Raw genomic sequence first — 26,195 nt, forward strand, 5'->3', positions numbered from 1 at the left:
ACCTGCACCGTCGTCAACATTTTCTGGAGGGGTTTATGAGCGTTTCAACGACCAGGTCCATTGCCAAATTGGGTCGTGGTGCCCGCAAGAGCCTGTCCACCGATCCGACGCAACTGGTGAGTTTCGCGCCGATGTTCGAGGGCGTCAGCATGCCGCTGGTGTGCCGTCCGGCCGTACCTGGCGTGAGTCTCGTGGAATGGGCGATCCAGAATCGCGCCCTGATCGAAACCCGCTTGCTGGAACACGCGGTGATTTTGTTCCGCGGCTTCCAGGTCGCCGACATCGCCGAGTTCAACCGTTGCGTCGATGCGATTTCCGGTGGCGCGCTGGAGTACCTGTTCCGCGCCTCGCCACGAACCCAGATCACCGGTCAGTTCAAGATCTACAGCTCCACCGATTACCCGGCGCCGGAGAAAATCTTCCCGCACAACGAGCACTCGTATTCGCCGGTGTTCCCGCGTCATCTGTACTTCTACTGCGACACCCCGTCGACCACCGGCGGTGAAACGCCGTTCGGTGATACCCGTCAGATTTTGGCGCGGATCGACCCGGCAGTGCGCGAGGAATTCCAGCGCAAACGCATCCAGTACGTGCGCAACTATGGCGACGGCATGGGCCTGCCGTGGCAGACCGTGTTCCAGAGCGAGGACCGCGCAGACGTCGAAGCCTACTGCGCGAAGATCGGTATCCAGGCCGAATGGAAGTCCGGCAATCGCCTGCGCACCCGGCAAAACGGCCCGGCCATCGTGCGCCACCCGCTGACCGGCGAACGCATCTGGTTCAACCACGGCACCTTCTTTAACGCGCTGACCCTGCCCGACAGCATCCGCGACAACCTGCTGCGCGAGTTCGGCCCGCAGGACTTGCCACAGAACACCTTTTTCGGTGACGGCACGCCGATTCCCGAGGACGTGATCCGTCACCTGCAAGGCATCTACCGCGACGTGATGGTCGAGTTCGCCTGGGAGAAGGGCGACGTGGTCCTGCTCGACAACATCCTCAGCGTGCATGCGCGCAACGAATTCACCGGCTACAGAAAAATCCTCACGGCCATGGCCATCGCGCAGAAAAGCGCCGACCTGGATCAGGAATAAGGACACCCGACATGAACACCACTGCCCTCGAACCTTCGGTAGACGTATTCCAGACTTCGGCCCAACAGGCGTTCTATCTGCGCGCCCAGGAACTGGCTGGACAAACCCTGTTTGCCGCCCTGACGCTGCCGCTGGCCCAACCGGTGACCGCGCAAGTTTTGCGCGCAGCGCTTGAAACGCTGGGCCAGCGCCACGAAACCCTGCGCACGGTTTATCGCCGCTTGCCGGGGATGAAATGGCCGGTGCAAAGCCTGTGCGATCAACTGCCGCTCACGTTGCTGGACCGCCAGCCTTGCGTGGCTGACGCCTTCGAGCGCAGTCGTGAAGCCATGCTCAACGATCCGATCCGGGTGCTGGCGGTGGCGCCGGTCGAGACCGCTGACGGACAGCATTGGGTCACGGTGCTGACGCTGGCGAGCAGCTTCGATGAAGCCTCGTTGCGCGTGCTTTCAAGCGAACTCGCCAGTCTGTTGCGCGGCGAAACGCTGCCCGTCGACGAAGAAGCACTGCAATACCTTGACTACACCGCGTGGCAGCAAGAACTGCGCGACGAAGACCTCGGCCATCAAGGCGCGGCGTTCTGGCGCAACCTGCAACAAAAGTTCGTCGTGGCGCACCGCTTGCCCTTCGAAAAAGCGGTCGACGTTGCGCGGGTGCGTCGTCAGGCCATGCTCGCTGACAGCCAATGGTTTGGCGACGTGCAGCGGACAGCCGCTGACTTCGGTGTCGAGGCCGAACAGGTGGTGTTGCTGCTGTGGAGTGCCTTTGTTGCGCGCATCGGCAATCAGGACAAGTTGTTGATCGGCTGGCAAGTAGAGGGGCGCAACGAGCAAACAACTGCGACCCTCGGACGCTTCGCCCGTCGCTTGCCGGTGGCCTTCGATTACCGCAGCCATCAAACATTGGCACAAGCGCTGGCATCGTTTACCGCCAACCTTGAGCAATCGCTGTCGTGGCTCGACTGCCTCAACGAGTTCGAGTTGAGCGCCGAAGGCACCGCGCCGCTGCGTTATGGTTTCGTCTATGAAACCGGTGTCGAACCCGCTATCGAGGTCGACGATGCCAACCCCGAAGTCCTGCGCCTGCGGGTTCAGGGTGAGCGGTTGCAGCTGTCGTGTCCGGAGGGCACAGTCCCGGAATCGATGCTGAGCGAATGGCTGGCCCAGTTTGCCGAGTTCAGCCGCCAGTTGCTCGCAGTGCCCGAGCTGACGCTGGCTCAGGCAAGTCTGGTCAATGAGGCGCAACTGAACCGATTGATCGAGAGCTTCAACCCGAACGCCACCGAGCAGGTGTTGCCGTGCCGCTTCCTGCAAGAACTGTTCAGCGAACAGGCGCGGCTGCACCCGCAGCGCATCGCGGTGAGCGTCAACGGTGAGCACCTGAGCTACGCCGAACTCGATGCACGCTCCAACCAGGTGGCCAATACCTTGCGCGGTCAAGGCGTCAAACCGGATCAGATCGTGGCGGTTTACGGCCAGCGTTCGCTGGAAATCGTCATCGCGCTGTTGGGCACGCTGAAGGCGGGCGCGGCGTATTTGCCGCTGGACCCGAACTACCCGATTGAACGTCTGGCGTTCATGCTCGCCGACACAGGGGCGCGTCAGGTATTGGCCTGTCAGCCGTTGCCAGAAGCGTTGCTCAGTGAACACGTTGTTTCCCTGATGCCGGGTGCCGAAGTCTGGTCCGCGTCGCCGACTCAACCTGAACCCCAGGGCGACAGCGCGAACCTGGCCTACGTCATCTACACCTCCGGCTCCACCGGCAAGCCCAAGGGCGTGATGATCAGCCATGCCAACGCCGTGGCTTCGACCCTGGCGCGCAGTGCCTTCTATCGTCAGCCGTTGCGTTCGTTCCTGATGCTCTCGTCGTTCTCCTTCGACAGCTCGGTGGCCGGGGTTTTCTGGGCGTTGGGGCAGGGTGCGACCCTGTGCCTGTCGGACGAAGACAGCTACAAGGATCCGGCGCAACTGGCGGCGTTGATCCAGCGGGAAGAAGTTTCCCACTACCTGACCTTGCCGTCCTATCACGCGCAGATTCTCGAACACCTCGACCGTCAGGCGCTGGCCTGCGTGATTGTCGCTGGCGAAGCGTGCAGTAACGCGCTGGTGCAACGACATCGCGAGGCATTGCCGGGGGTGGCGCTGGTCAACGAATACGGCCCGACCGAAGGCACCGTGTGGTGTTCGGCCTGGGAGCTACCGCTCGGCGAAGACGACAGTATTCCGATTGGTCAACCGATTGCCGGCATGCGCATCCACGTGCTGGGGCCGGACCTGCAACCGGTGGCCGTGGGCGTTGAGGGCGAGTTGTATGTCGGTGGTGCCGGCATTGCCCGGGGTTATCTGCAACGGGCCACGCTGAGTGCTGAGCGCTTTGTGCCCGACCTGTTCGCGAAAACGGCGGGCCAACGCTTGTACCGCACCGGTGACCTGGCGCGTTATCGCGCCGATGGCGTGCTGGAGTATCTGGGCCGGGTCGACCATCAAGTGAAAATCCGTGGTTTTCGCATCGAGCTGGGCGAGATCGAAGCGGCCATGCGCAACGCTCCGGGCATCGAAGACGCCGCGGTGATTGCCCGCGAAACCCCGACCGGTCCGCAACTGCTGGGCTTCGTGGTGTCCCCGACTGACACCGCCGACATCCGCCTCAACGAGCTGCGCAGCCACCTGGCCGAAGCGCTGCCCGAGCACCTGCAACCGACGCGCTTGCAGGTGCTGGAAGGTTTCCCGCTGATGCCCAACGGCAAACTCGATCGTCAGGCGTTGCTCGATCTGGATGTGCGCCGCAGCGCCTTCGTCGCCCCGCGCAACGATCTGGAAAAAGCGCTGGCGGCGATCTGGGCCGAAGCGCTGCACGTCGAGCGCGTTGGCGTGCACGACAACTTTTTCGAACTCGGCGGGCACTCGCTGTTGGCCACGCGCATTCGTGCGCGGATTCAGGAACAACTGAACCTGGCGATCCCGCTCAAGCTGTTCTTCGAAGGCGACACCCTGGAGCGTCTGGCGGCGCAGATCGAGCAGTTCCGTCAGCACAGTGAACATAAAGAAAACGATGTAGACGCTCTCGAAGCGTTGTTCGACGAAGTGGATGAGGAACACGCGCGATGAGTGCTGCACCGGACAGAATGATGACCCTGGCCCAGCGTTTCTGCGGCTTGAGCGTGGACGCCCGGCGTGCGTTGCAACAAAAGATGCACGCCCAGGGACTGACCCTGGAACGGCTGCCGATTCCGCCAAGGGATCCCAGCGTCGACACCCTGCCGGCGTCCTACGCGCAGCAGCGCTTGTGGTTCCTCTGGCAGATGCAGCCCCAGGCCACCGCCTACAACCTGACCGGTGCCTTTCGCCTGAATGGCGCGCTGAATCATGAGGCACTGGCGCAAACCTTGAGCGCGCTGGTGCAGCGTCATGAAGTGCTGCGCACCACGTTTGTCTTCGACGACCAGCAGGTGCTGCAAAAAATCCACCCGCACATGGACGCGCCGCTGGTCGACGTCAGCGCGGGCGACGAGGCCGAGCTGCAACGGCAAATCGCCCTGAATGCCGAGCAGCCGTTCGACTTGCAGAATGGCCCGCTGATGCGTTGCCGGTTGATCCGCCTCGACGCCGAGCAACACGTGTTGGTCATGACTTTTCATCACATCGTCACCGACGGCGGTTCGCTGCCGATCCTGTTGCAGGAGTTCACCCGACTTTATGCGCAACTGAGTGCCGGGCAGCCTGCGCAGCTGCCGGAGCTGGGCATCCAGTACGCCGATTTCGCCCGCTGGCAACGGCTATGGCTGGAGGCCGGTGAAGCTGAGCGTCAACTTGATTACTGGCACCAACAGTTGGGTAACGAACACCCGCCACTGAACCTGCCGACTGACCGTCGACGTCCGGCGTTCCCTAGCCAGCAGGGCGCCAGCGTCGAACTGAAGGTTTCAGCCGCATTGACTGCGCAGTTGCGCGAACTCGCCCGCCGCGAAGGTTGCACCCTGTTCATGCTGTTGATGGCGGCGTTGCAGACGTTGTTGCATCGCTACAGCGGCGAGCAGGACATCCGCGTCGGCGTGCCGATTGCCAACCGCACCCGCCAGGACGTGGAAAACCTGCTGGGCTTTTTCGTCAACACCCAGGTGCTGCGCAGCCAGCCCCAGGCGGACAAGCCGTTTGTGCAGTTGCTGGCTGAAATCAAAGCCGCAGCACTTGGCGCGCAAGCCCATCAGGATTTGCCTTTCGAACAACTGGTCGATGGCCTCGGTGTGGAACGCAGCCTGAGCCACACGCCGTTGTTCCAAGTGATGTTCAATCACCAGCGCGACAGCGCTGATCCACAGCGTTGGGACTTGCCGGGCTTGAGCGTCGAGCCGCTGATCTGGGATGAAAAAACCACCAAGTTCGACCTGATGCTCGACACCGTCGAGGGCGATGAGGCTATCCACGCGTCGTTCGTCTACGCCACCGAATTGTTCGATGCTTCGACCATCGAGCGTCTGGGCCGGCATTGGTTGAACCTGTTGCAGGCGATCTGCGCGGATAGCCGCGTGGCCCTGGCCGATTTGCCGATGCTCGACGAGTCCGAGCAGCACGCGACCTTGCTCGACTGGAATCGCAGCGCGGTATTGAACAGCGATCCGGCGAACGCTCTGTGCGCCCATCAATTGATCGAGGCGCAAGCTGCCGCGCATCCGCACAACATCGCCGTGACCGGCGAGGGCGCCACCCTCACTTACGCCGAGCTGAACAGCCGCGCCAACCGCATCGCCCATCGCCTGCGCGAACGCGGCGTGGGCCCGGACGTAATGGTCGGGATCGCCCTTGAGCGTTCGCTGGAAATGGTCGTCAGCCTGGTTGCGATCCTCAAGGCCGGTGGCGCCTATGTGCCGCTGGATCCGCAATACCCGCAGGATCGCCTGGCCTACATGCTCGCCGACAGCGGCACGCGCCTGTTGCTGACCGATTCCGCATTGCTGCCGCGCCTGCCGTTGAACGACAGCATTGAAGTGATCTGCCTCGATCACGCCAGCGACTGGCTGCTTGAGGCCAGTGCCGACAACCTGCCGAACCTGACAGCGCCGCAGAACCTGGCCTACGTCATCTACACCTCGGGTTCCACCGGCAAACCCAAAGGCACGCTGTTGCCCCACAGCAACCTGACGCGTCTGTTCAGTGCCACCGAACATTGGTTCGGTTTCAACGCCGACGATGTCTGGAGCCTGTTCCATTCCTATGCCTTCGACTTTTCCGTGTGGGAAATCTTTGGTGCGCTGTTCCACGGCAGCAAACTGGTGGTGGTGCCCCACGCGGTCAGTCGTTCGCCAGAAGACTTCGCGAACTTGCTCCGTGATGAGCGTGTAACGGTGCTCAACCAGACGCCGTCGGCGTTCCGCCAGTTGATGCCGTTCGCTTGTGCCGACGCGAAAAACATGGCCCTGCGTTACGTGGTGTTCGGCGGCGAGGCGCTGGACGTGGCCAGCCTGCGTCCGTGGTACGACGCGTTCGATGACCGGCAACCGTTGCTGATCAACATGTACGGCATCACCGAAACCACGGTGCACGTGACCTACCGACCGCTGTCCCGCGCCGATCTCGACGGCGCCAACGGTTCGCCGCTGGGCGAGCCGATCGGCGACCTGCGCTGGTACGTGCTCGACCCGCGCCTGAACCTGGTGGCCAAAGGCTGCGTGGGTGAACTGTACGTCGGCGGTGCCGGCCTCGCTCGCGGCTATCACCAGCGCGCTGACCTGACGGCTACGCGGTTTGTCCCGGATCTGTTTGCCGATGAGGCCGGAGGGCGCCTGTATCGCACCGGCGACCTGGCCCGCTATTGCACCGATGGCAGCATCGAATACTCGGGGCGCATCGACCATCAAGTGAAGATTCGCGGTTTCCGCATTGAACTGGGGGAAATTCAGGATCGCCTGCAAAGCCATCCGGCCATCGAGCAGGCGCTGGTGCTGGCGCCCGAGGTCAATGGCAGCGTGCAACTGGTGGCGTGGTTCACCGCGAACGGCGACGACGGCGATATGCGCCAGTCCCTGCGCGAGCATTTGCAGGCCGGTTTGCCGGATTACATGGTGCCGGCGCACTTGATCAAGCTCGACCAATGGCCGCTGACCGGAAACGGCAAGCTTGATCGCAATGCCTTGCCCAAGCCTGATGCCGCGCTGGCGCAACAGGCCTACACGGCACCGTTGGATGAGATGCAGGCTGCGTTGGCAGCGATCTGGCAAGACGTGCTCAAGCTCGAACGCGTGGGCATCGACGATAACTTTTTCGAGCTGGGCGGCGACTCGATCATCTCGATCCAGGTGGTCAGCCGAGCGCGGCAGGTCGGGATTCGCATCACCCCGCGGGACCTGTTCCAGCACCAAACCGTGCAGAGCCTGGCGAAGGTCGCCGAGCGCAGTGCAGGGTTGTTGATCGATCAGGGGGCGGTGCGTGGTGAGGTGTTGCTGACGCCGATCCAGCATTGGTTTTTCGAGCAGGACATCGAGGCGCGGCATCACTGGAACCAGTCGCTGCTGCTGGAACTGCGCGAGCCGCTGGACAGCGCCAGTCTGCAACAGGCCTTGGCCGCATTGGTGGAGCATCACGATGCATTGCGTCTGCGCTTGTGTGAGGTCAATGGCGTCTGGCAACAGGCCCAGGCCGAACAGTGGAGCAGCGCCGAGGTACTGTGGCAGCGACAGGCTGCCAACGCCGATGAACTGCTGGAACTGTGCAACGCCGCGCAAGCCAGTCTGAATTTGCAGGACGGCCCGCTGTTGCGTGCGTTGCTGGTGGACATGGGCGCGGCGGGCCAGCGATTGCTGCTGGTGGTGCATCACCTGGCGGTGGACGGCGTGTCCTGGCGTTTGCTGCTGGAAGATTTGCAAACCGCGTATCAACAAGCGCAGCAGGCTCAACCGCTGCGTCTGCCCGCGAAAACCAGCGCTTATCAAGCCTGGGCTGCTCGCCTGCAATCCCATGCGCAAAGCACTGAGCTGACCCGCCAGGCCGCTTATTGGCAGGACCAGTTCCGCGACGTGCAGGTCGAGTTACCTGCCGACAATCCGCAAGGCAGCCTCGCCAGCCACCATGCCGTGAGTGTGGAAACGCTGCTCGACAGCACCTTCACTCGCCAACTGTTGCAGGACGCTCCGGCGGCTTATCGGACTCAGGTCAACGACCTGCTGCTGACGGCGCTGGCGCGGGTGCTGGGCCAATGGACCGGCCAGCCGTCGACGCTGGTGAAGCTCGAAGGCCATGGCCGCGAAGATCTGTTCGACGACATCGACCTGACCCGGACGCTGGGCTGGTTCACCTCTATCTTCCCGGTAAAACTGACCCCGGCCAGCGATCTGGCCGGCAGCATCAAAGCGGTCAAGGAACAACTGCGCGCCGTGCCGGACAAGGGCATTGGTTTCGGTATCCTGCGCTATCTGGCCGACGCCGGGCTTGAGGATCTGCCGTCGCCTCAGGTCACCTTCAACTACATGGGCCAGTTCGACGCCAGCTTCGACGAGCACGCGCCGTGGCGCCCGGCCAAGGAAAGCGGTGGCGCCGAGCAGGGTGAATCGGCCGCAATGGACCGGGGCCTGAGCATCAACGGTCAGGTCTATGCCGGGCAATTGCGCCTGAGCTGGACCTTCAGCGGTGACGTGTTCAACCCGCAAACCGTGCAGCGCCTGGCCGATGCCTACGCCATGGAATTGCAGCGGTTGATTGAACACTGCCTCAGCGGTGCCGGTGGTTTGACCCCGAGCGATGTACCGCTGGTGCGCGTCGATCAGGTGCAGCTTGATGCTTTGCCTTTGGCCGCAAACCGGATCGAAGACATCCTGCCCCTGTCGCCGATGCAGCAAGGCATGCTGTTCCACAGCCTGTTCGCTCCAGATGCCGGTGCCTACGTGCCGCAGATGCGCGTGGATGTGCAAGGCCTCGACGTCGAAGCCTTCCGTGATGCCTGGCAACAGACGCTCAATCGCCATAACGTTTTGCGCGCCGCGTTCTTCAGCGAAAGCAATGGCTCGCGGCCGCTGCAAGTGATTCTCGCCGACGCCACGCTGCCGCTGACCGTGTTCGATTGGCGCGATCAGGCCGACGTTACTGACGCGCTGGATCGTCTGGCCGAGGACGACCGATTGCGCGGTTTTGACCTGATGGCGGCGCCATTGCTGCGCCTGACGCTGGTGCAAACTGCCCGCGATACGCACCACCTGATTTTCACCAACCACCACATCCTGCTGGATGGCTGGAGCACTTCGCAGTTGTTCGGCGAAGTGCTGCAACGGTATTCCGGAACCATGCCCGCGCCGGGTGTTGGCCGGTATCGCGATTACATGACTTGGCTGGACACCCGTGATCGCGCCGCTTGCGAAGCATTCTGGCTGGAGCAGTTGCAGACGTTCGCCGAGCCGACCCGTTTGGCCGGTGCCCTGCCGGGGCCGGTTGCGGGGCAGGGCGGTGGTCATCGCACTCTGCACCTGAGCCTGGATCGTACAGCCACCGAACGCCTAAGCGGGTTCGCCCGTCATGCGCGCGTCACGCCCAACACCGTGCTGCAAGCGGCGTGGCTGTTGCTGTTGCAGCGCTACACCGGTCAACAAACCGTCGCGTTCGGCGCCACGGTGTCGGGGCGTCCGAGCGAGTTGCAGGGGATCGAGCAGCAGATTGGCCTTTTCATCAACACCCTGCCAGTGATCGCCACGCCGCACCCCGAGCGCACGGTCAGCCAATGGATCGATGAAATCCAGGCCCTCAACCTCAAGTTGCGCGACGTCGAGTACACACCGCTGGCGGATGTGCAGCGCTGGGCCGGTCACTCTGGCGAGGCGTTGTTCGACACGTTGCTGGTGTTCGAAAACTATCCGGTTGCCCAAGCGCTGGAGGAAGGGAATTCCAGTGCATTGAAGTTCTCCGGCATCAGCAATCACGATCAAACCAGTTTTCCGCTGGCGATTGCCGCCGAGCTGGGCGAATGCCTGGACCTGCGTTTCAACTACGACACGGCGCTGTTCAGCGCCGAGGCCATCGAAGGCTTGAGCACACGTCTGCGCGCGTTGCTCGATACCATGGTGAGTGCGCCGCAGCAGCCATTGGGGCGTTTGAGCCTGCTCGATGCCGCACAAACGACGCAGCAGGTGGAAGGCTTCAACCGCACCGCGCAGACTTGGTCGGATATGCGTCCGGTCAACCAGTGTTTCGAAGATCAAGTGCTGAAGACCCCGGACGCACCGGCCCTGGTGTTTGCCGGCCAATCCCTCAGCTATCGCGAACTCAACCAACAGGCCAACCGACTGGCACACTACCTGCGCAGCCAGGGCGTCGGCGCCGAAGTGCTGGTGGGCATCGCTGCCGAGCGTTCGCTGGAGCTGGTGATCGGCCTGCTGGCGATCATGAAGGCCGGTGGCGCCTATGTGCCGCTGGACCCGGATTACCCGCGTGAACGCCTGCAACACATGTTCGAAGACAGCGGCGTGCACTTGCTGCTGACCCAGCGTCATCTGTTGGAGCGGTTGCCGATTCCAGCCGCCACCACGGCGATCTGCCTGGACGATATGGCGCCGTTGCTCGAAGGCCTGAGCGAAGAAAACCTGCCCTGCGTGGTCGAGCTGCAATCGCTGGCCTACATGATCTACACCTCCGGCTCCACGGGCAAACCCAAGGGCGCGGCCAACCGTCACGATGCCTTGTACAACCGTCTGGCATGGATGCAGGGCGCGTACCCGCTGGACGGGCGCGACACCGTGTTGCAGAAAACCCCGTTCAGTTTCGACGTGTCGGTCTGGGAGTTCTTCTGGCCGCTGATGGTCGGCGCACGCCTGGCCGTGGCCGAGCCGGGCGCCCATCGCGATCCGGCGCAATTGGTCAGCCTGATTGAGCAGTATCAGGTCAGCACTCTGCATTTCGTGCCGTCGATGTTGCAGGCCTTCGTCCAGGGCGAAGGCTTCGAGCGATGCGCCAGCCTGCGGCAGATCATGTGCAGTGGCGAAGCGCTGTCGGTGGATTTGCAGCACAGCCTGTTCGGCGTGTTGCCGCATGTCGGTTTGTACAACCTGTACGGTCCGACCGAAGCGGCCATCGACGTGACCCACTGGACCTGTGTCGATGACGGCGGCTTCAGCGTGCCGATCGGTTATCCGATTGCCAACCTGGTGACCTACATCCTCGACGACAGCCTGCAACCGCAAGTGGCGGGCTGCGTCGGCGAGTTGTACCTGGGCGGCATCGGCCTGGCCCGTGGTTATCACAACCGCCCGGACCTGACCGCCGAGCGCTTTGTCGCCAGCCCCTTCGGTGCGCAGGGCGAGCGCCTGTACCGCACCGGCGACCTGGCGCGTTACCGCGAAGACGGCGTGATCGAATACGTCGGTCGCATCGACCATCAGGTGAAAATCCGTGGTTTACGCATCGAACTGGGAGAAATCGAAGCCTGCCTATTGGAGCATCCACAGGTGCGCGAGGCCGTGGTGATCGCCCTCGATGTCGGCAAATCCAAACAGCTGGTGGCCTACGTCGTGGGTGATGCCGCCATCGATCCACTCAAGCAACACCTGCGCAACGCGCTGCCCGAGCACATGCAGCCGAGCCACGTACTGTTGCTCGATCAATTGCCGGTGACGCCCAACGGCAAACTCGACCGCCGGGCATTGCCGCAGCCGGACCAGCAAGTGCGCGAATACGTTGCGCCGCGCAATGCCGTGGAAACAACGCTGCAAGCGGTTTGGCAGGCATTGTTCGAAGTGCCGCAGATTGGCATGCAGGACAACTTCTTCGAACTGGGCGGCGATTCCATCGTCTCGATCCAGGCGGTCAGCCGTGCACGCAAAGCCGGGTTGAGCATTTCCCCCAAGGACGTGTTCAGCCATCCGACCATCGCCGAACTGGCGACGGTCGCCCAACCGCTCGCGGCGGCTCAACCCGTGCCGACACGGGTTGAGCCGGCAGCGGAAATCGAACTGAGTACCGCGCAATATCAGGCGCTGGAACTGACGGCGGACGAAGTCGAGGACGTCTATCCGCTGTCGCCGATGCAACAGGGCATGCTGTTCCATTCGGTGCAGGACGGCGATTCGGGGCTGTACGTCAACCAGATCGAAGTGGGCGTGCGCGGCGTCGATGGTGCACGTTTGCGCGAGGCGTGGGCCGACGCAGCCCGACGTCACGCGATCCTGCGCACCGCATTCCTGTGGGAGGGCGACAAGGAGCCGCTGCAAGTGGTGTTGCGCCACGCGTCTTCGTTGCTGACCGAACTGGACTGGCGCGGGCTGGATGAGCAGCCTGAGCGCGTGCGCCAATTGGCTTTCGAGGAGCGTGAGCGTGGCTTCTCGCTGAACCGTGCGCCGTTGCTGCGCCTGTTGCTGGTGCGTCTGGAGGACGACCGCTTTCGCCTGATCTGGACTTACCACCACATCCTCATGGACGGCTGGAGCGTGTCGCGCCTGATCGGTGAGGTGTTGCGTCATTACAGCGGTGAGGAGCACGAACCGGTTGCGGCCTATCGCGACTACATCGACTGGCTCGGCCAGCAAGTCGCCGAGGCCAGCGAAGCGTTCTGGAAAGACAAACTCAACAATCTCGAAGGCGCCACGCACCTGGCCCGCGCCTTGCCGGTCAAGGCGCCGCAAGCGGGTTATCACGCGATCTACACGCACCTGAGTGCCGAGCGGTCCGCACGTTTGCAAGCGTTTGCCCAGCAACAGCAGGTGACCCTCAATACCCTTGTGCAAGCCGCGTGGTTGCTGCTGTTGCAGCGCTACACCGGTCAGCGCACGGTGACGTTCGGCGCCACGGTGTCCGGTCGCCCGGAAACCCTCACCGGCTCGGAGAACATGCTCGGGCTGTTCATCAACACCTTGCCGGTGGTCAACACGGTGCCGACCGAGGCCCGCGTCGGCGACTGGTTACGGGAAATTCAGGCCTACAACCTCGACATCCGCGACTTTCAGCAAACCCCGCTCGGCGATATCCAGCGCTGGGCCGGGCAGGGCGGACAGTCGTTGTTCGACAGCATCATCGTGTTCGAAAACCAGCCGGTGGACCGCACGCTGCGCGAGTGGAACGGCGACTCCCTGCGTTTCGAGGACGTTTCCGATTTCGGCCTGACCAGCTTCGCCATGGACCTGATGGTCAGCCTCGATGAAGGGCTGCGCATCGAGTACATGCACCAGCGCGATCAGTTCGACCTGACGACCGTCGAAGTCCTGCGCAGTCACATGGAAAGCCTGATGCAGCGCCTGTGCGAGGACGCCGGGCGTGCCGTCGGCGAGCTGGGGTTGCTGATCCTGGACGAAGGGCGGGCGCTGGACGGCGAGCTGCCGGTGGTGGCTGACGGTGATGAAACACCGGTGCACGAGCTGATTCGTCAGCGTGCACGCCGGCAACCGGATCATACGGCGCTGGTCTTGAGCCATGCCGATCGCGATGCCGAGCACTTGAGCTACGCCGAACTGGACCGTCGCTCCGATGCCCTTGCGGTGCATCTGCTGGAACAAAGCGTGCAGGCCGAGGACGTGATCGGCGTGTTCATGGAGCGCTCGCTGGAACTGGTGGTGTCGTTGTTGGCGGTGATGAAGTGCGGCGCTGCGTACGTGCCGCTCGATCCGCAATACCCGCAGGAGCGCCTGCGCTACATGATGGCCGACAGTGACATGCGTCTGCTGCTGACTCAGGAGCGCTTGCGCGATGTTGCGCAGCTCAATCCGGGCACTGTGATGATTGCCGTGGATCGTCTGGATCTCGAAGTCGACGTGGCAACACCGAAACCTGGCGTGCACGCCGAACAACTGGCCTACCTGATCTACACCTCGGGTTCCACGGGCAAACCGAAAAGCGTCGCCGTGGCTCACGGACCGTTGAGCATGCATGTGCAAGCCATCGCCGACCTGTACGAAATGGACCCGGGCAATCGCGAATTGCATTTCATGTCGTTCGCCTTCGACGGTGCCCATGAACGCTGGATCACCGCGCTGATCAGCGGCTCGACCCTGGTGATCCGCGACAACACGTTGTGGACCGCTGAGCAGACCCTGGCGGTGCTGCACCGCCAGCGCATCAGTGTCGCCTGCTTCCCGCCGGCGTACCTGCTGCAACTGGCCGAGCACGCCGAACTGCAGGGTGGCAACCCACCGCCGGTGCGCATCTATTGCTTCGGCGGCGACGCGGTGCCGGACGCCACGTTCGAACGGGTCAAGCACACGCTCAGGCCGCAATACCTGGTCAACGGCTACGGCCCGACGGAAACCGTGGTCACGCCGCTGCTGTGGAAAATCGCTGCCGATGGCCAGTGCCAGGCGATGTATGCGCCGATTGGCCAACGCGTCGGCGCCCGCAGCCTGCATGTGCTGGACATGGACCTCAACCCGTTGCCGGTGGGCATGGTCGGTGAGTTGTACATCGGCGGGCGCGGTGTCGCACGCGGCTATCACCGTCATCCGTGGCAGAGCGCCGAGCGCTTTGTTGCCGATCCGTTCAGCCGTGAAGGCGGGCGCCTGTACCGTACGGGTGATCTGGTGCGCCGTCGCGAGGATGGCGTGTTTGATTACGTCGGGCGCATCGACCATCAGGTCAAGGTGCGCGGTTTTCGCATCGAACTCGGCGAAATCGAAGCGCGGTTGCGCGAGCAGGCCGGAGTCAACGATGCATTGGTGGTAGTGCGGGAAAACGGGCAAGGTCCGCAATTGATCGGCTATGTGGTGGCGGCTGAAGACGATGGCCTCGGCCCGCGTTGCCAGGCGGCATTGCGCGAGAGCCTGCCCGACTACATGGTGCCGACGCAGGTCGTGGTGCTGCCGCGCTTCCCGCTGACGCCCAACGGCAAACTCGACCGCAAGGCATTGCCCGATCCAGCCTTCACGGGCCGCGACTACGTGGCCCCGCGCACGCCGCTGGAATGGGCGTTGGCGGACATCTGGCAACAGGTGTTGGGCATCGAGAAGGTCGGCATCACCGACAACTTCTTCGAACTGGGCGGTGATTCGTTGCGCACCCTTAAAGTGATCTCGAAAGTCCGCGCTCTGAATCTGCCGGACTTCCAGCTGAAACTGCGCGACATGATGGCCAAACCGACGATTGCCGGGTTGTCCGGTGTCGATGAACAACCTGTGCGGCAGTGCCCGCTACCGCTGTTGCTGCTCAATCAGGTGGTAGGCGATCAGCCTGCGCTGTTCTGCCTGCACGCCGGTTTCGGCACGGTGTTCGACTACGAGCCGCTGGCCCGGCGCCTGGAGGGCGAGCGCACAGTTTACGGCGTGCAATGCCGGATGCTGCTCGATCGGCAGTGGCAGGACACGTCGCTGGCGCAAATGGCCGGGGATTACGTCGAAGCCATTCGAGGCAAGCAACCGCAAGGGCCGTACCATTTGCTGGGTTGGTCGCTGGGCGGGGCGTTGGCGTTAATGGTCGCTGATTTGCTTGAACAGCAGGGGCAGCGCGCCGCGTTCGTCGGGCTGGTGGACAGCTTTGTGCCGACGCCAGCCAATGCCGTAGCGAGCCCGGATGAGTGGCGCGTGGATCTGGCCGAATTTCTTGGCGCGACGCTGGGCATTGATACCGATGTGGTTGAACGGGCGTTGCATGCAGAAGCGGAGGGGGATCACGAGGCTGTGGCGCGGATCATTCGTGCAGTCATCGACACGCAAAGCGAGCAGGCCAGCGGGTATGCCTTGCTTGGTGCCGATGAGTTGGCCCAGACGTTCATGGTCAGCATGCGATTGAAGGCGCTGTCGCGGCAGGTCGATGCGTTGCCGATACCGCAAGCCGAGCTGTGCTGTTGGTGGGCCGATGGCAACCCGACGGCGGAGCGCGGGACCCTCGAACGCCAGCAACCGCGGTTGCGCAAGGTGCAAACGGTGACGGCCAGCCACTTCGATATTCTGCAAATGGATGAATGTCTGGAGGCTGTGGTGGCGTTGTTAGGCCGGGAGGTGGTGCCCCAGCTCTGAGCCAATAAATTGTGGTGAGTGGGCTTCCCTGTGGCGAGGGGGCTTGCCCCCGTTGGGCTGCGAAGCGGCCCTAAAACCAGCCACTGCGGTTATTCATGCATACCGCATTGTGCGGATTTGCGGCTGCTGCGCAGCCGAGCGGGAGCAAGCTCCCTCGCCACAGGTTTTCATTCAGCCTGAGGTTATCGAGTTCGCCCTAACGAACAACCCTCACGCTTCGTTTACCACGGTAAGCCTGTTTATTTTTTGGAGACTACCGCCCATGGCACTGCACCCGGACATCGAAGGGTTTCTTGAGCTGGCCGAGTTCGGCCGCCTCAGCGGCAAGAGCCAGCCCATGCATGAGTTGACCCCGGACGAGGCCCGCCAGCAATTCGAACAGACCTCACAGTTGCTCGATACCGCGCCGGTGGGTGAACTGACGGTGACGGCTGTGAGCATCCCTGCACGCGATGGGCATTTGCTCAGTGCACGTCTTTACGCCAAACCGCAGTCGGACAACGAACCGCTCCCGGTGTTGCTGTACTTCCATGGTGGCGGTTACGTGGTGGGCAGTCTCGATTCCCACGACACCTTGTGCCGACGCTTGGCACTAGCGGGGGAGTTTGCCGTGTTGTCGGCAGATTATCGCCTGGCGCCCGAGCACCGTTTTCCCACCGCTTACCACGATGCCGAAGACGTGACGCGCTGGCTGGCGAGCGGCGCGCCGGCGCTGCGGCTCGATGCGCAGCGGGTGGCGCTGGCCGGGGACAGTGTTGGTGGCAGCCTGGTGGCGTCGCTATCGATTGCCATCGCTCAGGACCCGCAGGCCTGGCCGCTTTCGCCACGCCTGCAAGTGTTGTTGTACCCGGTGATCGACGCCGTGAAAAAACGCCCGTCCCTGGAGCGATTCGCCGAAGGCTATCTGCTGGAAGCCACCACGCTGGAGTGGTTCTACCAGCAGTATCAGCGCAGCGAGGCCGACCGCAGCGACTGGCGGTTTTCACCCCTGTTCGCCGAACGCCTGGAACGACTGACGCCCACCGTGCTGTGGCTGGCCGAGTACGACCCATTACTGGATGAAGGTCTGGCCTGGGCCGAAAAACTGCGCGCAGCGGGCCAGCCGTTAGTGCTGGACGTGAAAGCCGGCATGACCCACGACTTTGCACGTATGGGCGAAATGGTCCAGGAAGTGCCGGGAATGCTGGCGCAACTGGCGGCGCAGATCAGCGAAAGCCTGGGTTGATACGGGCAATCCCTGTAGGAGCAAGCTTGCTCGCGATAGCGGCAGCCCATTCAACATCCCTGTGCCTGACACTCCGCCATCGTGAGCAAGCTCGCTCCCAAAAAAGTCCGCTACTTGACCCCGGTCGCGTAAGCATCAGCCTGTGCTTTAATTTGAACACTTCAATACAGCGTTCCACACGCAACTTGCAACGCGACATAACTTGTCGCCTGACTGTTGAGCCGAAAGGGAGTTTGCATCGTGACTGAAGAGATAAAAACCAAAGGCCCCGCCTCGTACTTCCCATCCATTGAAAAGAAGTACGGGCAACCAATAAGCCACTGGCTGAACCTGCTTAAAACAGTAGACGACAAAAAGCATATGGAAAGGGTGGCCTGGCTCAAGGCGGAACACGGTATGGGGCATGGCCACGCTAACGCTTTGGTTGCGTATTACCTGGCCACCGCCAAGAGCGACTGACTTGGGTTTTGTATTGAGCCAACACCGAACAGCGTCGCGTGTTGGCTCACTCAAAATGACGATTCAATCAGTCTCTGCGTTTATCAAGACATTGGCGGCGTAGCACCGTGCTGTTGATGTCCTTGCAATTGACCGAGTAATCGTCATCGTCATAGTCTTTGTTTTTTGCCTTGTCTTTGGCCTTTCCACAATTGCCATTGTCATTGCAATTGCCTTTACCCTTTTGATTGTTGTCGCTGTTGTTTTTCAGACAGTTTCTGACGTCACTGGCACTGCCCGCATCATCACAATCCGAACCGGCATAGGACAGCGATGGCAAGGCCAGGGAGAGCAGGGCGGTACACACAGCGGCCGCTACGATTCGCATAACAAAACTCCTGATTAGAATGCTTTTGCGCAACTATTGCCTTGAGACACTCACGGCTGACTATAGCAGGCCTCGGTATAAACGAATGCGTACGGCTTTATACCTTGCGTAACTCGACTCAAGCCTGTTCGCCGCTCGACGATCTGTCGAACGACCCCTGGGCCGGGCTCAACGCCAGCATTTCGCTGATCCAGCGAGCCTGCCGGGCGATGTCTTGTACCTTTTCCTCGGGCACCTGCCGCGCTCGCTCGAAGTGGCTCAGGGTCCGCTGCTTCTCACGCAGCAAGCGCTGCCACTTGGCCAGGAACACCGGGCTGCGTGCCTGCATCTGAAGCGGGCCGAAGTACAGCTCTCTGGCGGAATACATCACCGGCCCGGCGTGCTCGGCGACGATGACTTCATAGTAGAAACGGTTCTCCCGCAGCACTTCTTCGCTGAGGATGCGGTAGCCATTGTCCATCAGCCATTGGCGCAGAGGCTGTTCGCCGCCGTTGGGTTGCAGGATCAGGCGCTCTTGGCCGCTCAGGCACGCCTTGCCGCTGTCGAGAATGTCGCGGATGGTTTCGCCGCCCATGCCGCAAATGCTGATCGCGCTAATCCCGTCTGCCGGCTCGATCGCCGCCAGGCCGTTGGCCAGGCGCACGGTGATATTCAGTTCCTGGCCGCTCTCGCGCACCCTGCGTTGTGCTGCACCAAACGGTGTCAATGCGACCTCGCCGGCCACCGCCATCGCAATGGCGCCACGGCGCATCAATGCCACCGGCAAGTAGCCGTGATCCGAGCCGATATCGGCCAGGCGTGCACCCGCCGGCACATGTGCCGCCACGCGCTCCAGGCGCATGGACAATGTCTGTTCGTTCAACTGCAGCCTCTTACTCGCCCGGGTAAACGTTGCCGTTCATGCGTGAACAAACAATCCGGGGCAATTCTTTAAATAGGGATGAGTGCCATCTGGCGTGAGAGCCTCGCGACAGAAAGCAATCGGCCGGAAGGGTACATGGAAAAAGGGCCTGCACCTACGCTTGGTCTGGGTCATAACGCCGAACGGCGACTCACCCGGTTCTGATGTGCTGATTTTTCAGCTTTTTCGTCGCCCGCATTGAAAATCAACTAACGTTCATGACGGTGCGCAGCAGAACTTCAGGGAAGACGAAGTACCGACGTTACCAAACCAACGGTATAGCAAGACTGGGAGGTCAATATGCGATCCACGTCCGCGACAGAATCCATCGATTACAGCTTGGGCGGCCGCTGTGCTTTGCTGTTTGTCATCATCAACACGTTCTGGCTGCCGGATGCGCAAGCCGCGTGCGGGTCGGCGGCGCCCGGGGCCTATATCCTGTCCCAAACCTGTACGCCCGCGGCTGGATTTGATGCATCCATCACCACGCAACCGGGTACGACGATCACCACGTCTATTGGCTCGTCGGTGCTCAGTCGCGCCAATAACGGCAACTCGGCGATCACCCTCAGCGGCACCACGATCACCAGCACGCCGCCCACCGCCGCCAACGCGGTCTTCGCCAACGTGATAGGAGCGGGTGGTTCAGGGAATGCCACGCTCACGATTGATGGTGGCGTAAACACGGTCAACCTCGGTGGCTCTGGACTCGATGCGCTGGCGATCACCAACGTCAATACCGGACTGTCTACCGTCTCGGTCACGTCCGGCACTACGCTGACCATCCTCAATACCGTCGAAGGCAACGAACACGACGGCATCGATGTGAATGCCAGTGGCGGTGGCGCGATCAATGTGGCGCATAACGGCAACGGCTCGATCACCACCTCAGGCGGCAACGGCATCTGGGCCAAAGGCACGGGCAGCGGTAACGTCAATGTGAGCGTCGCAAGTGGCGTCAGTTTCCTCGTCGACAACGCCAGCGAACTGTCCAGCGGTCCGCCTATTGGCGACGATTCGTCGCCCACCGCGGGTGTTGGCAATCACGCCGGGGTCCATACCCGTGCGATCAACGGCAACACCACGGTCGATAATGCCGCCACGGTCGAAGGGCGCGGCATGAACGCTTTTGGCATTTTTACGGAAGGCGGCACCGGCGACACCACGTTGCACAACAGCGGCTCGATCACCACCAACGGGTTGAACGGCTTCGGTATCCGCGCGCTCTCGACTACCGGCAGCATTGCCGTGGTCAACGATGGCACGATCACCACGACCGGTGGCGGCGGCCACGGTATCTACGTTAACGATAACGTTGGGGCTCTGGGCAATATCAGCATCCAGAACAATGCTCAGCTCAATGTTGGCAGCACCACCGATATCACCGGTTCGCGCGCCATCTACGTGATCAAGCGCGGAACCGGGGACGTGAACGTAACGGGCAATGGCAATATCAATGTCGTCGGTGGCCTGACGACCACCCGCGCCTACGGCATCATACTCAGTGCAGAAGGTGGCAACATCGCCGTGGATTACGCGGGTGACATCTCGGCCAGCGGCGCCGGTGCAGGCGGCATTCGGGCCGAAGCGAGGGCGGGCAGTGTGCGTGTCGATTACACCGGCAATCGCATCGAGACGTTCAACGGCAATGCGAACGGCATCTACGCCTCGACCCAGTCGGCCACGGGAACCGTGGACATCAATGCTGGCGGGACGATCATCACCCACTCCAATACCGGCGGTGGCGACGGCACCGGCATCGGCTCGTTCGGCCTGCAGGCCTTGTCCCAGGGCGGCGATGTGAATGTGGCATTTACCGGGCCGCGTATCGACGTCAACGGTTCCGGCGCCGCCATCGTGGTCGGCAACGCGTTCGATTCGGGAACCGGATTGGGCAGCCTCAATGTCAGCAACAAGGGCGAACTCATTGCGCGGGGCAATCAACAACAGGGCATTCGCACGTTTTCAACCACCGGGCAGCAGACGATCACCAACACCGGTGCGATCCAGACGCTCGGTGCCAGCAACAGCCAGGGCATTCGTGCCGAGGCTTCAGGCGCCGCCAATGTGACGGTCAACAATTCTGGGGCGATCACCACCAAGGGCACCGGATCATCGGGGATCGACGCGCAGGCGCAAGGCGGATCGGTCAGCGTCAGCAACAGCGCGGCGATTTCGGGCGGATGGGCAGACAGCAGCGGCGTCACCCTGGCCGGTGCCACGCAAGTGTTGAGCAACACGGGCAACATTGCGGCGCTCAGCGATTCGGCCGTCCATGCGGATGCGAGCGGTACCGGTAGCACGTTCACACTCAATAATGCGGGGCAAATGACTGGCTCGGTCACGGCGGCAAGCGCTGTCAGCCAAGTCGCCAACTCAGGCACCTGGACCTTGCGCAATTTTGCCGACAGCACCGGCAGCGGGACCCGAGATACGTGGGGTGTTGCGGTCAGCAATCTGGGTTCGGCGACCGGCAATAGCATCGATAATACCGGTCTGATTCGCCTGGCGTCCCAGCCCACCTCCGGTATCGTCAACTTCGACAGCAGCGGGGCTTATTTACCCCTGGGCCAATCGGCCAATACGCCTTCAACGGGCGGTGTGGTGCAAGGTCAATTGCTGGGCGTGAGTCGTTTCACCCACAGTGGCACCCTTGACCTGCCCGGGAGCAGCAGCACCGTGGGCAACGTGCTGCTTATCAGCGGCGCGACCACTGCCGGTGCCGATGGGGGCGGGGTGTTCGTTTCCAACGGGGGCAGTCTGCTGCTCAACAGCACACTGAACGAAGGGGGAGCAAACAGCCGTTCTGACGTTTTGGTCGTCGACTCGACCTCGACAGGCAGCGGCGGTGCTACCAATGTTTCCGTCAGCAACATTGGCGGCCTGGGGGAGGTGACCCAAGGCAACGGGATTGCAGTGGTTGAGCTGACCAACAAGTCTGCCACGGCGAGCGACCCGAATGCCTTCCGCCTCGCGCGTCGGGTCGTCGCCGGGCCGTATGAGTATCGTCTGCAACAAGGCGCCGAGGATGGCAGCGCTAAGGACACTTGGTATCTACGCTCGGATGCCTTGATTCCGGATGATCCTCCAGGGCCTGATCCAGATCCAACGCCGGACCCAACGCCGGATCCAACACCAGACCCGGTGCCAAACTACCGGCCCGAGGTCTCGCTGTATGGTGCGCTGCCTGCGCTGGCCCTTGTCTACGGCCGGACGATGGTCGATACCCTGCATGAACGGGTCGGCGAAGAGCGCCTCAACCCTGGCGACCCGTTACCCGCCGAGGACCAGGCCACCTATTCGCCGTCGATGGGTTGGGGACGGGTGATTTATCGCAGCGGCAAGCAGGACGGGGATCGAAAAAATGCCTTGGGCAACACGCCGGAATACAACTATGACCTGACCGCGTTCCAGGTCGGTACCGACCTCTATCGCAAGGTCGACACAGATGGCAGCCATGATCAGGCGGGTGTTTCCCTGTCGGCGGGCACCCTCGATGCGGGCGTCAGCCATTACAACGGCCTGGCGGCCGGTCAGGACACCTTGCGTGCGTATGGGGTGGGCGCCTATTGGACCCATTTCGGACCTTCGGGCTGGTATCTGGACGGTGTGCTGCAAGTCAACCGCTTCGATATCGAGGCCAAGCCCAGCGAGTTGCCTGAACTGGAATCCCGAGGCTGGGGTTACACCGCTTCACTGGAGAGCGGCTACCCCTACGCAGTCGACAAAAACTGGTACGTCGAACCTCAACTCCAGGCCATCTACAGTACCGTTGACCTGGATGACAGCGATGACGCCGGGGCCAATGTGCGGTTCAAAGACGTGGAGTCATTGGTCGGGCGTTTGGGCGTGCGCATTGCCAGGGACTGGGAAACCGAAGGAACGGACAAGACCGCACGCCGCACCAACGGCTGGATTCGCCCGAGCGTCTGGCATGAATTCAAAGGGCAGCCGAAAACCGAGTTCAGTTCCCAGTCGGGTTACGTGCCGTTTGAGTCGGATATTCAGGGGACATGGGGCGAGGTCAACCTGGGGGTGGATTACCAGGCCAACCAGCGCACCACGTTCACGGCCTCGGCCGGTTATCGGCAGGGGTTCGACGGTGACAGTCATGGCTATGACGCCATGCTGGGGTTCAAGATCAACTTTTAACTGTTGTAGGAGCGAGCCTGCTCGCGATGGTCGTTAACGGAAACGCGTGCTTACTGGTTAAACGCAGCGCATTTGAGTCCATCGCGAGCAGGCTCGCTCCTACATAAAACAGAAAGGCTATTTGGTGGTGACGTTGGCCCGCGCTGTGTGCAGCTTCTTGTAGCTGTCGATCAGGCGCAGGTGTTTGTCGAGCCCTTCGAGCTTCATGCTCGTCGGCGTCAGGCCGTAGAAGCGGACGCTGCCGTCCACGGAGCCAATCACGGCGTCCATCCGCTCGTTGCCAAACATGCGACGGAAGTTGACCTCGTAATCGGCCAGTTCCAGGTCTTCGTCCAGCTTCATCTCCAGCACCGCATTCACGGCTTGGTAGAACAAGCCGCGCTCGACCGTGTTGTCGTTGTACTGCAGGAACATCTCGACCATTTCTTTCGCTTCGTCGAACTTCTGCAAGGCAAGATAGATCAGCAGTTTCAGCTCCAGAATCGTCAACTGACCCCAAGCGGTGTTGTCGTCAAATTCAATGCCGATCAACGTGGTGATGTCGGTGTAGTCATCCAGCTCGCTTTCTTCCAGGCGCTTGACCAGTGCTTTCAGACCGGCCTTGTCCAGGCTGTGCAGGTTCAGGATGTCTTCACGGAAGAACAGCGCTTTGTTGGTGTTGTCCCAGATCAGATCGTCCACCGGATAGATTTCCGAGTAGTCCGGCACCAGGATGCGGCAGGCAGTTGCGCCGATGTGCTCGTACACCGCCATGTAGCTTTCCTTGCCCATGTTTTCGAGAATGCCGAACAGTGTCGCGGCTTCTTCGGTGTTGGAGTTTTCACCCTGGCCGGAGAAGTCCCACTCGACAAATTCGTAATCCGACTGGGCACTGAAGAAGCGCCACGAGACCACGCCGCTGGAATCGATGAAGTGCTCGACGAAGTTGTTCGGTTCCGTCACCGCATGGCCTTCAAAGGTCGGCTGCGGCAGATCGTTGAGGCCTTCGAAACTGCGGCCCTGCAACAACTCGGTCAGGCTGCGTTCCAGCGCCACTTCGAGGCTCGGGTGCGCGCCGAAGGAAGCAAACACGCCGCCGGTACGCGGGTTCATCAGGGTGACGCACATCACCGGGAACTCGCCGCCCAGCGATGCATCCTTGACCAGCACCGGGAAGCCTTGCTCTTCCAGGCCCTGGATGCCGGCCAGAATGCCGGGGTATTTCGCCAGCACTTCCTGCGGCACATCCGGCAGGGCCATTTCGCCTTCGATGATTTCGCGTTTGACCGCGCGCTCGAAGATTTCCGACAGGCACTGCACCTGCGCTTCGGCCAGCGTGTTACCGGCGCTCATGCCGTTGCTCAGGTACAGGTTTTCGATCAGGTTGGACGGGAAATACACCACCTCGCCGTCAGACTGACGCACGAACGGCAGCGAAACGATACCGCGCTCTTCATTGCCGGAGTTGGTGTCGTACAAATGCGAGCCGCGCAGCTCGCCATCGCGGTTGTAAATCTTCAGGCAGTATTGGTCGAGAATCTCGGCCGGCAGTGCGTCTTTAGGGCCAGGCTGGAACCAGCGTTCGTCCGGGTAATGCACAAATGGCGCATTGGCGAGCTCTTCGCCCCAGAACTGATCGTTGTAGAAGAAGTTGCAGTTGAGACGCTCGATGAATTCGCCCAACGCCGACGCCAACGCGCCTTCCTTGGTCGCGCCCTTGCCGTTGGTAAAGCACATCGGCGAGCTCGCATCGCGGATATGCAGCGACCAGACGTTGGGAACGATGTTGCGCCACGAAGCGATTTCAATCTTCATGCCCAGCCCGGCGAGAATGCCCGACATGTTGGCGATGGTTTGCTCCAGCGGCAGATCCTTGCCCGCAATGTAGGTGCCTGCTTCTGAGGTAGAAGCAGGCATCAGCAGCGCCTGGGCATCGGCATCGAGGTTTTCCACTTCCTCGATCACGAACTCAGGCCCGGCTTGCACGACCTTTTTCACCGTGCAACGGTCGATGGAACGCAAAATGCCTTGGCGGTCTTTGTCGGAGATGTCGGCCGGCAACTCGACCTGAATCTTGAAAATCTGGTTGTAGCGGTTTTCCGGGTCAACAATGTTGTTCTGCGACAGGCGGATGTTTTCGGTGGGGATATTGCGGGTTTCGCAATACAGCTTCACAAAATAGGCCGCACACAACGCCGACGAAGCCAAAAAGTAGTCGAACGGACCCGGAGCCGAACCATCGCCTTTGTAGCGAATCGGTTGATCGGCGATCACCGTGAAGTCGTCGAACTTGGCTTCAAGTCGAAGGTTGTCGAGAAAGTTGACCTTGATTTCCATGAGGGTTACCAGATTGCGAGCTTCAAATTGGCCGCCATTATCCGGCTTTTCACCGGGAAGTCTTGCGCTTTTGCGCAATGCCCGCTGGCCGGTCCGCCTGCCTGGCCCTGTTGATGAGCCGGCCGCCAGCCAGCGGCTGAAGCGCCATAAATGAGCTATACCCGCTAATCTCCCTTTGCAGTTCTTTTCGCAGGAGTTTGGCCATGAAACTCAGGCATTCGCTGGCAGCGCTATTGATCGTCAGCAGTCTCTACGGCTGCACCACGTCATCCGGCCACAGTGTGTATGTTCCGTTGGTTGCCACGCGGCAGAACGTCGGTCAAATCGGCAATGTCACGCTGTCCCAGTGGGACAAGCAAACCGGGCTCAGTTTCTTCATCAGCGGTGCGCCCAGTGGTGCTGTTTTGCCTCTGCGTCTCTACAGCTTCATCAACAAAGGCAGCTGCCAGCAACCGGGGCCGGTGGCCTACGCGATGAACGATACCGTCACCACCGAGCGTCAGCCGATACGCGGTTGGACGTTCTCGAGGAGCGCGCCGGTCGAGCTGTCAGCCTTGCTGGCCGGTAACTACTCCGTGGTGGTGCGCACGGCGGCGACCGATGGCAGCGTCGAAATCTTTTGCGGCGATATCAAGGAACAAAGTGTGGCGAAGTAACGAACGCCGGGCGCGAATGTTGGCTGACGATGTCGAGCTAGAATGAACCGGCCAATGTCCGATTCTGGAGAACGCACATGTTTAGCAAAAACACGATTTGCCTCTGGTACGACGGTG

10 protein-coding genes are annotated in these 26,195 nt (G+C 61.6%); 7 read left to right on the forward strand and 3 right to left on the reverse strand.

The features are described 5' to 3' along the window. Positions 1-35 precede the first annotated feature (35 nt). The 5 genes from CKW19_RS18020 (at position 36) to CKW19_RS18040 (ending at position 17,686) form a co-directional block, all read left to right on the forward strand. Positions 36-1,094 (forward strand): TauD/TfdA family dioxygenase, encoded by a 1,059-nt coding sequence (locus tag CKW19_RS18020; protein WP_095059063.1) that lies wholly within the window; start codon positions 36-38, stop codon positions 1,092-1,094. A gap of 11 nt (positions 1,095-1,105) precedes the next feature. Beyond that, a complete protein-coding gene (locus CKW19_RS18025) occupies positions 1,106-4,201 on the forward strand; it encodes a non-ribosomal peptide synthetase (RefSeq protein WP_095059064.1) in 3,096 nt (1,031 codons plus the stop codon). Beyond that, a complete protein-coding gene (locus tag CKW19_RS18030) occupies positions 4,198-16,002 on the forward strand; it encodes an amino acid adenylation domain-containing protein (protein WP_095059065.1) in 11,805 nt (3,934 codons plus the stop codon). Before CKW19_RS18025 ends, CKW19_RS18030 begins: the two co-directional genes overlap by 4 nt. A 262-nt stretch (positions 16,003-16,264) precedes the next feature. Continuing rightward, entirely contained in the window at positions 16,265-17,227 is a 963-nt protein-coding gene (locus CKW19_RS18035) for an alpha/beta hydrolase (protein ID WP_095059066.1), read from the forward strand. Between the two features lie 240 nt (positions 17,228-17,467). Next, positions 17,468-17,686 carry a DUF4287 domain-containing protein gene (locus tag CKW19_RS18040; RefSeq protein WP_095059067.1) on the forward strand — a complete coding sequence of 73 codons (219 nt, stop codon included), beginning with the start codon at positions 17,468-17,470 and terminating at the stop codon, positions 17,684-17,686. Between the two features lie 67 nt (positions 17,687-17,753). On the opposite strand, the gene CKW19_RS18045 is transcribed toward CKW19_RS18040, so the two are convergent. After that, positions 17,754-18,053, reverse strand: a complete 300-nt coding sequence (locus CKW19_RS18045; RefSeq protein ID WP_095059068.1) for a hypothetical protein — start codon at positions 18,051-18,053, stop codon at positions 17,754-17,756. 118 nt (positions 18,054-18,171) lie between these two features. Then, positions 18,172-18,915 (reverse strand): tRNA (adenine(22)-N(1))-methyltransferase TrmK, encoded by a 744-nt coding sequence (locus CKW19_RS18050; protein WP_095059069.1) that lies wholly within the window; start codon positions 18,913-18,915, stop codon positions 18,172-18,174. A 339-nt stretch (positions 18,916-19,254) separates the two neighbouring features. Between CKW19_RS18050 and CKW19_RS18055 the strand changes: the two genes are divergently transcribed. Continuing rightward, complete coding sequence (locus CKW19_RS18055; RefSeq protein ID WP_095059070.1) at positions 19,255-23,106, forward strand: autotransporter outer membrane beta-barrel domain-containing protein; 3,852 nt, start codon at positions 19,255-19,257, stop codon at positions 23,104-23,106. 117 nt (positions 23,107-23,223) lie between these two features. Here the strand turns inward: CKW19_RS18055 and CKW19_RS18060 are convergent, their stop codons facing one another. Then, positions 23,224-25,422, reverse strand: coding sequence for an OsmC domain/YcaO domain-containing protein (locus CKW19_RS18060; RefSeq protein WP_095059071.1), 2,199 nt, complete (start codon positions 25,420-25,422; stop codon positions 23,224-23,226). A gap of 203 nt (positions 25,423-25,625) precedes the next feature. Here CKW19_RS18060 and CKW19_RS18065 point away from each other — a divergent pair, with 203 nt between their 5' ends. Further along, positions 25,626-26,078, forward strand: coding sequence for a hypothetical protein (locus CKW19_RS18065; protein ID WP_095059072.1), 453 nt, complete (start codon positions 25,626-25,628; stop codon positions 26,076-26,078). The last annotated feature ends 117 nt before the right edge of the window (positions 26,079-26,195 follow it).

This window comes from Pseudomonas sp. Irchel s3f7, assembly GCF_900187615.1.
GTDB lineage: Bacteria > Pseudomonadota > Gammaproteobacteria > Pseudomonadales > Pseudomonadaceae > Aquipseudomonas.

Coding starts and splice junctions, on each gene's coding strand:
- CKW19_RS18020 (WP_095059063.1), top strand. CDS start 36: ATGAGCGTTTCAACGACCAGGTCCATTGCCAAATTGGGTCGTGGTGCC.
- CKW19_RS18025 (WP_095059064.1), top strand. CDS start 1,106: ATGAACACCACTGCCCTCGAACCTTCGGTAGACGTATTCCAGACTTCG.
- CKW19_RS18030 (WP_095059065.1), top strand. CDS start 4,198: ATGAGTGCTGCACCGGACAGAATGATGACCCTGGCCCAGCGTTTCTGC.
- CKW19_RS18035 (WP_095059066.1), top strand. CDS start 16,265: ATGGCACTGCACCCGGACATCGAAGGGTTTCTTGAGCTGGCCGAGTTC.
- CKW19_RS18045 (WP_095059068.1), bottom strand. CDS start 18,053: ATGCGAATCGTAGCGGCCGCTGTGTGTACCGCCCTGCTCTCCCTGGCC.
- CKW19_RS18055 (WP_095059070.1), top strand. CDS start 19,255: ATGCGATCCACGTCCGCGACAGAATCCATCGATTACAGCTTGGGCGGC.
- CKW19_RS18060 (WP_095059071.1), bottom strand. CDS start 25,422: ATGGAAATCAAGGTCAACTTTCTCGACAACCTTCGACTTGAAGCCAAG.
- CKW19_RS18065 (WP_095059072.1), top strand. CDS start 25,626: ATGAAACTCAGGCATTCGCTGGCAGCGCTATTGATCGTCAGCAGTCTC.